This is a genomic window from Methyloglobulus sp. (genome assembly GCF_046714055.1).
Lineage (GTDB): Bacteria > Pseudomonadota > Gammaproteobacteria > Methylococcales > Methylomonadaceae > Methyloglobulus.
Window position 1 is genome coordinate 1 of record NZ_JBKKBJ010000251.1, and the last position, 10,258, is coordinate 10,258.

General features: G+C 48.8%; 12 protein-coding genes. 4 read left to right on the forward strand and 8 right to left on the reverse strand.

All coding sequences use genetic code 11. The features are described from left to right. Together ACLQ6D_RS14920 and ACLQ6D_RS14925 are read left to right on the forward strand one after the other, a co-directional pair. A partial coding sequence (locus ACLQ6D_RS14920) for an acyl-CoA dehydrogenase (RefSeq protein WP_411728105.1) occupies window positions 1–2,168 on the forward strand: 2,168 nt, incomplete at its 5' end. A gap of 183 nt (window positions 2,169–2,351) precedes the next feature. Further along, a complete protein-coding gene (locus ACLQ6D_RS14925; protein ID WP_411728106.1) occupies window positions 2,352–2,600 on the forward strand; it encodes a DUF1640 domain-containing protein in 249 nt (82 codons plus the stop codon). A gap of 4 nt (window positions 2,601–2,604) precedes the next feature. On the opposite strand, the gene ACLQ6D_RS14930 is transcribed toward ACLQ6D_RS14925, so the two are convergent. Both ACLQ6D_RS14930 and ACLQ6D_RS14935 read right to left on the reverse strand, forming a co-directional pair. Then, window positions 2,605–2,760 (reverse strand): hypothetical protein, encoded by a 156-nt coding sequence (locus ACLQ6D_RS14930; RefSeq protein ID WP_411728107.1) that lies wholly within the window; start codon window positions 2,758–2,760, stop codon window positions 2,605–2,607. Window positions 2,761–2,924: 164 nt separating this feature from the next. Further along, a complete protein-coding gene (locus tag ACLQ6D_RS14935) occupies window positions 2,925–3,431 on the reverse strand; it encodes a type IV pilin protein (RefSeq protein WP_411728108.1) in 507 nt (168 codons plus the stop codon). Between the two features lie 153 nt (window positions 3,432–3,584). Here ACLQ6D_RS14935 and ACLQ6D_RS14940 point away from each other — a divergent pair, with 153 nt between their 5' ends. Next, the gene (locus ACLQ6D_RS14940) at window positions 3,585–3,833 is read left to right on the forward strand and encodes a hypothetical protein (protein WP_411728109.1); all 249 of its coding nucleotides are present in this window, start codon (window positions 3,585–3,587) and stop codon (window positions 3,831–3,833) included. Window positions 3,834–3,894: 61 nt separating this feature from the next. On the opposite strand, the gene ACLQ6D_RS14945 is transcribed toward ACLQ6D_RS14940, so the two are convergent. After that, the gene (locus ACLQ6D_RS14945; protein ID WP_411728110.1) at window positions 3,895–4,164 is read right to left on the reverse strand and encodes a hypothetical protein; all 270 of its coding nucleotides are present in this window, start codon (window positions 4,162–4,164) and stop codon (window positions 3,895–3,897) included. 24 nt (window positions 4,165–4,188) lie between these two features. Here ACLQ6D_RS14945 and ACLQ6D_RS14950 point away from each other — a divergent pair, with 24 nt between their 5' ends. After that, window positions 4,189–4,341 (forward strand): hypothetical protein, encoded by a 153-nt coding sequence (locus tag ACLQ6D_RS14950; RefSeq protein ID WP_411728111.1) that lies wholly within the window; start codon window positions 4,189–4,191, stop codon window positions 4,339–4,341. 44 nt (window positions 4,342–4,385) lie between these two features. Here ACLQ6D_RS14950 and ACLQ6D_RS14955 read toward each other — a convergent pair whose 3' ends face one another. The 5 genes from ACLQ6D_RS14955 to ACLQ6D_RS14975 form a co-directional block, all read right to left on the reverse strand. Then, window positions 4,386–8,075: a pilus assembly protein gene (locus tag ACLQ6D_RS14955; RefSeq protein ID WP_411728112.1), complete on the reverse strand. Its 3,690-nt coding sequence runs from the start codon at window positions 8,073–8,075 to the stop codon at window positions 4,386–4,388. A gap of 58 nt (window positions 8,076–8,133) precedes the next feature. Continuing rightward, window positions 8,134–8,715, reverse strand: coding sequence for a PilX N-terminal domain-containing pilus assembly protein (locus ACLQ6D_RS14960; protein WP_411728113.1), 582 nt, complete (start codon window positions 8,713–8,715; stop codon window positions 8,134–8,136). A gap of 11 nt (window positions 8,716–8,726) precedes the next feature. Continuing rightward, entirely contained in the window at window positions 8,727–9,482 is a 756-nt protein-coding gene (locus ACLQ6D_RS14965; RefSeq protein WP_411728114.1) for a PilW family protein, read from the reverse strand. Next, the gene (gene pilV / locus ACLQ6D_RS14970; protein WP_411728115.1) at window positions 9,479–9,988 is read right to left on the reverse strand and encodes a type IV pilus modification protein PilV; all 510 of its coding nucleotides are present in this window, start codon (window positions 9,986–9,988) and stop codon (window positions 9,479–9,481) included. The genes ACLQ6D_RS14965 and pilV overlap by 4 nt, the downstream gene beginning before the upstream one ends. A 3-nt stretch (window positions 9,989–9,991) precedes the next feature. Further along, on the reverse strand, window positions 9,992–10,258 hold a 267-nt coding region (locus tag ACLQ6D_RS14975), incomplete at its 5' end, for a hypothetical protein (RefSeq protein ID WP_411728116.1).

A 10,258-nucleotide genomic window follows, 5' to 3' on the forward strand; every position in this document is an offset into this window, starting at 1 on the left:
TACCCACCATGTCACAAACCGAACGGGAAGCGCTGGAAGCGGGTAACACCTGGTGGGATGCCGAATTGTTTTCGGGTAATCCAAACTGGGACATCTTACAAAATCTCCCCACCTCAAAACTCTCAGAAGAAGAACAAGCCTACCTTGACGGGCCCGTTGAAACGCTTTGCGGAATGCTCAATGACTGGGACATCACCCACAACCGCAATGATCTGCCCAAGGAAGTCTGGGATTACATTAAAAAGCAGAAATTCTGCGGCATGATTATCCCCAAAAAATACGGCGGACTTGAATTTTCCGATGCCGCTCACTCGGAAATCGTCATGAAAATATCCAGCCGCAGCAGCACTGCGGCGGTCACCGTCATGGTCCCTAACTCACTGGGGCCCGCGAAACTGCTGCTGAGTTATGGCACCGAGGAACAAAAGAACCATTATTTGCCACGCTTAGCCTATGGCGAGGAAATTCCTGCCTTCGCATTGACTGGCCCACATGCCGGCAGTGATGCGGGAGCTATGCCGGATACGGGTATCGTCTGCTACGGTAAACATAAGAGCCAAGATAAGGTATTAGGCATACGCCTTAACTGGGAAAAGCGCTATATCACCTTGGGACCCGTCGCCACCGTTTTAGGACTCGCCTTCAAACTCTACGATCCAGATCACCTGATCGGCGACAAAGAAAATATCGGGATTACGGTCGCGCTCATCCCCACGAATACGCCTGGAATATCCATCGGACGGCGGCACTACCCTTTGGATTCAGCGTTCCAGAACGGCCCTAATTGGGGCAAAGATGTCTTTATCCCGATAGACTGGATTATCGGCGGTATCGCCCAGGTAGGCAACGGCTGGAAAATGCTGATGCAATGCCTAACCACCGGAAGAGCCATCTCGCTACCTGCCTTGAGCGTGGGCGCGGCAAAACTCACCTGCCGAAACACCGGCGCTTATGCCCGTATCCGTAAACAATTCAATCTCCCTATCGGCGAATTTGAAGGCATTGAAGAAGTGCTGGCGCGTATGGCGGGTGAAACCTATATCCTCGATGCAGCACGGCAAGTCACCAATGCGGCTTTACACCAAGGCGAAAAACCTGCCGTCATTTCCGCCATCCTCAAATACGAGTTGACCGAACGGATGCGCCGCGTCGTTAACGATGGCATGGATATACAAGGCGGTTCCGGTATCTGTCTGGGGCCGAAAAATTATTTGGGGCGGGTGTATCAGGTCATTCCTGTCAGTATCACGGTCGAAGGCGCTAACATCCTGACCCGCACAATGATGATTTTCGGGCAAGGCGCGATCCGCTGCCATCCTTACATCCAAAAAGAAATGGCGGCGATAGCGGAGGGAAACCTGGAACAATTCGATAAAGTATTTTTCCAGCATATCGGCTTTTGGGGCCACAACAAAGCCGCTTGTTTGTGGCTGGGGCTGACCAACGCCCGATTTCTGGCAACACCAGGGGACAAGGAAACCCAGCGATATTACCGGCAGATTGCGCGGCTCAGCGTCGGTTTCGCCTTCCTTGCCGATTATGCTTTATTGACCCTGGGCGGAACGCTTAAACGAAAAGAACGGCTTTCCGGCCGCTTTGCCGATGCCTTGGCTAATCTTTACCTGTGTTCCTGCGTCCTGAAACATTATCAAAATCAAGGTAGCCAAAAAGACGATACTCCCTTGTTACATTGGGCTTGCCAAGAAAGCATTTACCGCGCCCAACAAGCCTTAGCCGACATCCTGACCAAGCTACCGTTCCGGCCTATCGCTTGTTTATTGCAGGGCTTGATTTTCCCGCTTGGTAAACCGAATAAACCCGCCAACGATGTACTTGTCCATCAAACTGCTACGCTGTTGCTATCTGATTCACCCGTACGTGACCGCTTAACCCAAGGCATATATATCAATAACAATGCCAATGATGCCACCGGCAGGATTGAAGTCGCTTTTAAAGCAGTCCTCGCGGCGGCTCCGGTAGAAGCCAAAATCAAGCATGCACAAAAGCAAAAGCACTTGGCTAAAGGTGATTTATCGGTATTGGTAAGTGATGCACTGACAAGAAACATCATCAACCAGGAAGAAGCCAAGTTACTTGCCACGGCAGAGCAGGCAAGGCTGCAAGCGATTAGCGTTGATGATTTTAGTGCTGAGGAGTTGGCTGGTTAATCCTAAAAGGATAAATCAGATTTGATGCCTGCCCCTACAATGCCCATTCTGATTGCCCTTCGTTAGACTCAGGACGAACGGTTTGTGCGGATGTACCCCTGGAGTATATTTTTGGTGTGTCCGAAGGCAGCTTTGTTATGCCTATGTTAAACTCAGGCATGTTGAATTTGATGGGGACGTGTTATGGCAACAATTACATTTGATACTTTAAAATTTGTTGAAAGACTCATGGCTGGCGGTGTTCCTGAAGCACAAGCTAAGGCGGAAGCGGAAGCATTAGTGGCTGCTTTTTCTGAAGCAATGGAATCACAGTTAGCGACAAAATCAGATATTAATCGTCTGGAGCGCGAATTGCTGGTTATTAAATGGATGGTAGGTTTGGTGCTTGGTGGTATCTTGGCCTTAATTCTCAAGGCGTTTTTTCCGGTTTAACAAATCAGATTTGATGCCTACGCGCTACCGTAGGGGCAATCCCTTCGACCGCCAAGGATGGTGGAAGTGCAGCGGCGGGTATGGAACCCGCGCTGTGTGGTTGCCCTGATAACCACGGGGTTGCTTGGGCAGGCACAAAGCCTGCCCCTACAATGCTCATTCTGATTGCCCTTCGTTAGACTCAGGACGAACGGTTTGTGCGGATGTACCCCTGGAGTATATTTTTGGTGTGTCCGAAGGCAGTTTTATCGAACCAAAAGCCGAATAGCTATAAAAGGTGGGCAAAAAAGCCTGCCCACGCTATCTAGCTATGAAAATATTTGTTTACCAACAATCAGCCGGAGTCATTCCAGCTCCAGTAAAACCCTTGATTCCCGTACTCGTCAACGTCAAGTTGCCGCATCTATCATTAGCCTGTGCATTGACCGCCGTAGCCAGCAAGGTATACGAATTAGCTGTTACCAAGTTGATGGTCAAGTTATAAAAGACACCTGCACCAGCTGCGCCAACCGGACTTGTTTGTGAGGAAACCGCAGCCAAAGGCGAACCACTATCCGCAGGGGTAGGCGCAGTGGCAGAGACGCAACCGGCTACCACCACACCAGGAACGGGAGCGGCAGCATTTGCATCAGCCGCATCACAGTAGCTATTAAACTCCGTATAATGCCGCTCCATGCCATTAGCAAACCCCATCAAAGCACCTTGTGCATCCGACCTGCGGGATTTCCTCACGCTTTCCTGATAACTAGGAACGGCAATAGCCGCCAAAATACCCACGATAGCTACGACTATCATGATCTCAATCAAAGTAAAAGCTTTTTGTGTTTTCATTATTGATCCTAAAAAGCTCGATTTATATTAGGGTAACCATAAAAATTCAAAATCTCCTTCTTGCTTTCAGAAGGCTGTGGGATAAGGGCATTAAAAACCACACAGTACATCCGTCACCGACACCCTCGCCCATAGGGCATAAGTATCTACACAATGCGTCATCTCGGCAGGAATTGGCGTCGAGGATTCCATATCCTCTTCCGCACTTCCTCCATCCATGGAGGTCGCCGAGATCCAGAAGCCATGGATGGCAATGCTAATATTACCAACCATTTTTTAGCCGTATGGAACCCTTTTGTGGCTATTTTCACATCCCTGTGTCATGGATTCCGGCAAGTGGTGCAAGTTCCTACTTGCTTACCGCACTTCCGCCATCCTTGGCGGTCGTCCATGCCGGAATGACGGTTCTATAACTTGTGTAGATACCTATGCCCATAGGGGGAGGGCATTATTAGATGTTCCCTTAACTGGGAGGAAGGTTTGCTCCTCCAGGGGGCTTGGGTTCAGCGTTGCCTGGACTAGTAATTGAGGAAGGTTCTTTGATCTTTACACCGGAATTTGAAGAAATATCTTTTCCAGTTTGATTTTCCTTAGTTGGGCTCATCGTTCCTTTCTGCTTTTCTGCTTTATATTTGTTAATTGCATTGCTTAATCGAGCGTCACCCTCATCAGCTTGTGCAAAATTAACGCCCATAAAAAGAAGTGCCGTCAACATCATTATTCGTTTCATCATGTTAGCCTCCAAGTAAGTAATAGCGTGCAACTGTTTTTAAAAGCCGTCATTCCGGCAGGGATTGCCGGAATCCAGGTTCCATGGATGGCTAGTAGCTTGCCGTCCCTGGCACTGGATACCCGCTTCCCGGCGGGTATGACGCACTTTTTTGCTTCATTTGCCAATCAAGTTCTCTAATTCAGATTTTAAATCAGTTATTCATTTTTACTTAATAAGTTATCTTAATTTCTTAATTCTTGCCATGAAAACCGATTCAAGCCGCTTCCACCTCCGCCTCCGGGAGGATTCCCACCGCCACCGACTCTTCGTTTGTGAACAGTTCCGGTTCCAGTCCCTCCTGTGTATTGATAGTCATCCATAAAGCCCGATTCCCCAGGAAGTCCTAGATTAAATTTCTGGCCGGTTGCCGCAAAGTTCGCACCGCTTCCGTCGCTGACCAGATCATCGTTATTAATTGTGTTGTTCCCGGTCAAGTCAAACCCGGCCGTATCCGGCCTACCGCCAGTAACAGGGTTGACGGACATTAAAACCCCCGAACCACCCGAGCCACAGGGTGTGTTATCGGGTATCCAGGTATTAAAAAACAATAACTTGCCACGCACGGCAGAATCAACAATAACCCGTTCCTTTACGTTTTCGGTTAGCTGGATAAACCAGCCCTGTTTTGTGCTATAGTCAACCGGATTATTGGTTAATACGCTAAATTGGCTGCTGACATCAACAGCAGGGCCACCTGAATCACCACTGTTTGTAAATAGCCCAGGCAGAAAAGTTTGCTCTACCAAGCTGGCCGAAGTAATGGAAGAAACCCCATGATCCCAAACACCGTAAAAAGCCTGTACATCTGTTGTGGCAACATCGCCCGTGACTAAATATTGCCCGGTGCCAAAATAGACTAAAACATTGGGGGCAGCCCCCGTGGGTTGAGCGGGATGCCTTATTAGCGACGGTTTACTGGTGATCGGCTTGCCCGCAATAAATAGAGGGCTTCCAGAAGGGTAAGCAGGGGGATTTGCAGGGTAAGCAACGGCCCACAAGTTGGGATTAGCGTTGGACAGGTCAAACGCCCACATATTTCCTTTTAAGTCACCGGCATATACCCTATCAACAATAAAATTATTATCACTATCGGCGACTTGTGGCGAAGACAGTCCATTGCAATCACTTGAACCATTCGCACAATCCCCGCTTACAATTGAGCCTACACCGGTCGGTATTTTGATATAGTCCGTACCGAGAGTCCAGACACCATCCAACCCACCATCTAAAAACAAAACAAACAGAAAGGCTTGTCCAGAGCTATCGCTATTATAACCATTGCCGAAAATAGCCGCCCAACGTCCATTCGGCATCATGGCAATCGTCGGTTGGCTATAGGAGTAGCCCATATCGGGATCATCGCTATTGTCGAACTCCCATAAGGCAACTTGCGCTGCATTAGCTTCTGTCAGTGAAGCAGGATTTGTCACATCCAGGGCAAAAATGCCTTTGCCACCGCCGCGCTCCCCACCGATAAGCACCGTATGCCATGCAGCGCCGGAACCTGTATTAAAAAAAGCGTCTTCCACGGTCGACGGCATATTGACATAATAGCGATGCGTGTAAGCAGGATCGGTCAAATAATGTAGGCCACTTGTTGCATCAACTGAAGAAAACAAGTTCCCAGGAATATAGGCTAAAGTTTCAGCGCCATCAGAAGCGTTAAAACCATGTAACATCCCATCATTGGCGCCGGTATAAAGGATTTCAGTCCGGCCAAAATTGGCCGCTGCAAAATCACTGTACTTTTGTCCGGCTGCCGTCGGGAAAGGCGCGGTATTCGGCCAGCTTGAATCCGGCCTGCCGACAAATACAGGGGCAGAATCAACGATGTCACCGAGTAGTTTTCTACGCGACCTAAAAGTGTAAGCGCCACCCTTGCCTTGTTCGTTGCTTCTGTCTCCACGGATAAAATCTAATCGGGCTTGTGCCTTGGCGTCAGCTCCGACAGTCGCATTAGGCTCAGTTTTTAGATCCGCTTGTTGGGCAAGTGTAAGATTAGCCCATTGGAAAGGGATTCCGGTCCCCGTACCACTTCGGTCATAGGTGATGATTGCCCGGCTAGTCACCGGCAAAGCGCGAACATCCAGCAGGTCAGCCGCTGACCAGCTAGGCGCAGTTGCAACATTACCATTCGCTGGGTTAAGTGCAAAGGATAATAAATCTCCACTCCAGCGGGCATTACTGTTATTAAATTGCGCCAGATAGACTGCGCTGCTGCTAGCCAAGCTGGAGGTGTTAAACGATACCTTTGCGGCGCTGCCTACGCGGTCGCCTATCACTGACAGTGCATTAGATAACGTGTCACTAACGGCCTTTGGCGTTGATGCAGAAACAAAAGTACCTTTGGCATTAAAAGCGGCATGCCATAAATCATCAATTTTTTCAGGATTACTGTTGAACGGATCGCCCCAGTTGCCATTTTCTGCCAAGCCCGGTGCAGTTCCCGGCCAGCCGTCGTTATCCGTATCGGTTAAGAAACCTGATAAACCAAACGCAACGCTAAAAGTCACCATGTGTTGATAGGTGGCGCTGTCAAATAGATTGGTTGGCACGTTATTGGGTAGGGCGCTCAAATCATTGTTGTAATAAAATCTAGCCACATCGGCAAGGGTAAGGCTGTGTCCGTCGCCATCGGCATCGCCAATGGCAGCGGCTGGTGGTAATCCATTCCAGTAACCATCCGTAAACAAGACCGTGAAATTTTGCTGGCATTCATGGATGATCGGATCCGTCCGGCCATCCGTGTTATCAAGATAATTACCTGCCCGCTCCAGCCCTCTCTGGAGCGGTGTACCTAAGGCTGGCCAGTTAAGGCTAAATAAATCATCCAGTAATGTCGTGTTATGGGTTGAAAAACCGGACGAAACAGTCGGGAATTCTGTAAACATGGTGTTGTTAATCGTATTCAGCCCATAACGGAAGTCAGGGTTGTCAGAAATAACTTTTGCCAGGGCGGCCTTAGCCACAAAAGCTCTCCGGCGGTGGTATTGGTACCAATTAGCGATATTTTGTTTCTCTGCAGCAAGCGTCCGTGTATTCAATCCTGTTGCGATGGTACTGGAGGCAACAGAGGGGTTAAGCGCTCCTATTATGGCAATAGGCGCATAGGTTATAGTATCAACGGTCATATCACTGGCATTGACTGTATATCGGGTATGTTCATCCCATAAGTCTACAAATCCGTTACTGCCGGCGGTCCTATTGATATTGGTGCCTCGCCTAGGGCGTGCATCCGTAGCATTAAAGCCGTGACTGTCAGTCCATATTTCAAAACTAAAACCGGTGAGATCCCTTATGGCGGTGTAGCCACTCTCACCACTTTGAGGGTTACTTCTGGCTGCGGTAAAGCTGGCATTTGCCAGCGCTGGGCTATCGCCCCTTAGCCAGGGTAAATAGGTTATGTCAGGATTGTAATAAAGTATGTTAAGGGCAGATGATCGAACCCGCCAGTCATAGGCCTGAACGGCTGCGGAGCAAGCCTCTAATTTGGGAAAACTCGCGTCACATCCAACCCCATAAAGGTTATCAATATTGCTGAAGACATAAGCATAGTTCCGAAAGCTAGTCCCAGACCAAGTTCTAAATAAACCGTCGATTCCATCTATCAAAAAACCACAATCAGCGTTCCCCGTGTTGCCATTATTGTCGCGGTCATAGGCACAAGGATGCCAATAGTTTTTCGTCAGAATTTCCCAGTCCATCGAACCTGAGTCATCTAATTCAAAAAACACATTAGGGGAAACATTGGTGGATGCAAACAGGGGCGAATCCGCCAGGGTACCTGGAGCTGCATGGGCGTGTGTTATGGCATAAAATGACAACACAGCACAGGTAATCCATGAATATAACTTAATGTTATGCTTAATCATCATTGTCTCCGGGCTATAAGATAAGATACGGGAATGTTTGTTGTACCGCTGTGTGGCTTCACGGTAGAAAAACCGTGGGGCCACCGTAATAACTGCGCAAAATAACCTGAGTGCCAGCCTGTCCGCCAACACCTCTGGCGGTCACCATAAAGCTTATGGGAACGACAGTGGCGGCTAAGGGGTTGTATGCGCTTATATAATTAATAAAATAACGCGGCTGGTTGGCAACTGCAACTCCACTGCCATCATCATAAAGAATGGAGTTGGCGTTAGTCCATGTTGCCGCAACCGCTAAGGTGTTATCTGCGGGTGCTGGGTTCAGGCAACCGGCAACACTGGAAAATAATCCTGGTATTGCTGCGGGTACGCCGCAAAATTGTTGAATCGATCCATCACCTATACCATCATTAGGTGGAATCCCATCCCATCGATTGGCTATGTCGGCTTCACCGGCCCTTAATGCCCCTTCTGCCGATTGAAAGGCCACGTTTTGGTCCCTGCTGTTGCCCGCCATTTTTTCTTCCAACGTGGTGACCTGAGAGCCCGTTATGCCAATCAAGGTCAACAATAACAGCATGAATAGGCCGATAGCCAGGACAGCGCCGGATTGCTGTGTCAATGAAGATTGTCGGTTTATCATGGTAGTCCGCGTCATGGTAGCCGGTTACGCACGGCAATGGTCGAAGTAAAAACACGCCGGATCCGTCGGTCTGTCGCTGCTGCCGGAATGAAAGGGGCGCCATTATAAAGAGGGACCGTTATGCGCTGGGAGGTCAAATTGTCATCAATCGACCTGACCAAAAGGCTGATACGGATGCTGACGACATTGGCCCTATTGGCAACATTATTAACCGGCACATAACGGTTAGCGGTTGCATCATTATCGGTATCTTCGCCATATAAAACCTGCATGTTTTCAATACCTTCGATTAAAGCGACCGCATCCTTTTCCAATACTCCGTTATTGATTCGGTAGGTGATCGTTGAACTGGGGTCTGCGTAGTAAGCCGCTGCAGTGTTAACAGCGGTACCACAGACCGCTGGTGTTCCAGGGGGGTCTTCAAGGGCTTGAGAAAATGCTCCTCTCAAGGTTAGTGTATCGGTACCATTGTCAATGTTGTCACCATTGGCGGCGTTGTTATCAGCACCCGCTATATCGACATCTGGAACGCTGGGATTCAGGCAGCCCCAAAAACCCGCCAAACGAATATCCCGAGTAATAAAATTCATCGCAAAGCGGCCATTTTCTTGTAATCTGGACAGGTTTTCCTGCATCCTGTTCGACTGCTTGGCACCCGTAAAAATTTGCAATAGTCCACCCAATAAGAATAATCCAATCAGCATGGCTATCAAAATTTCTATCAGTGAGAATCCTTGCTGAGATTTAGCCGTGTAGATGCGACTCATAATTCAAATCTCATCTGAAAAATTTCACCGGGATCGATAACACCGTTGCGGTTGTCATCCCAGGAGATGGTAATAGTAAAACCGGCTGGGATTGGGGGAGCAGGAGGCACCACTGCTATTACTGCCGTGGTAGGGACAACGGCACTGTTAGGCAGCGCACTACCAATATCTCGGCTCCATTCAAAAAGATCATTTTGTGCCATTTGTGCAGGCGTACAGCCAGCCACCGCACCCCCAGGCGCACCTCCACAGGCAGCTACCTGGGCTGGTGCTGGTGGCACTGTGCCAGGGTATGCACTGCCTACAAAAAGCCCTGCATCCGCACGATTGGCCCGCATCCTGTCCGCCATATCATAAGCCAATTGCGTGGCTTGACTGCGATTATAGGCCTTCTGGTTGTTCCCCAAGCTTGCTGACTGAAGTCCGGCCAAGCCCAATAACCCCACGGCCAAAACAACCATGGTAATTAACACTTCAATTAGGGTAAATCCGGCTGTTTTTGTCATGGCTTAAAAGAAGGGCGAGACAGTGCAAGAATTGATATTTGCGTTAACGTCATTTTCAGGAATTCCATCATTGTTACTATCAATTCCTAAATGAGGCCTGCCAATGGCGCTTATTGTGATAAATCTGGCCGTGTCTGGTTGCGGCAGGTTATCACCATCTCGGTTATCGCAAATGACAAAACTACCAGGGGAGTTGCTTATTCCCGTTGGCGTGTATTGGATTAAAATAGCGAGGTTAACATCGCCTGTTATTGTATAACTGGCTTGAAT

Excerpts from the sequence above, each read along its gene's own strand:
- ACLQ6D_RS14925 (WP_411728106.1), top strand. The coding sequence starts at position 2,352 with ATGGCAACAATTACATTTGATACTTTAAAATTTGTTGAAAGACTCATG.
- ACLQ6D_RS14930 (WP_411728107.1), bottom strand. The coding sequence starts at position 2,760 with ATGAGCATTGTAGGGGCAGGCTTTGTGCCTGCCCAAGCAACCCCGTGG.
- ACLQ6D_RS14935 (WP_411728108.1), bottom strand. The coding sequence starts at position 3,431 with ATGAAAACACAAAAAGCTTTTACTTTGATTGAGATCATGATAGTCGTA.
- ACLQ6D_RS14940 (WP_411728109.1), top strand. The coding sequence starts at position 3,585 with ATGCGTCATCTCGGCAGGAATTGGCGTCGAGGATTCCATATCCTCTTC.
- ACLQ6D_RS14945 (WP_411728110.1), bottom strand. The coding sequence starts at position 4,164 with ATGATGAAACGAATAATGATGTTGACGGCACTTCTTTTTATGGGCGTT.
- ACLQ6D_RS14955 (WP_411728112.1), bottom strand. The coding sequence starts at position 8,075 with ATGATTAAGCATAACATTAAGTTATATTCATGGATTACCTGTGCTGTG.
- ACLQ6D_RS14960 (WP_411728113.1), bottom strand. The coding sequence starts at position 8,715 with ATGATAAACCGACAATCTTCATTGACACAGCAATCCGGCGCTGTCCTG.
- ACLQ6D_RS14965 (WP_411728114.1), bottom strand. The coding sequence starts at position 9,482 with ATGAGTCGCATCTACACGGCTAAATCTCAGCAAGGATTCTCACTGATA.
- pilV (WP_411728115.1), bottom strand. The coding sequence starts at position 9,988 with ATGACAAAAACAGCCGGATTTACCCTAATTGAAGTGTTAATTACCATG.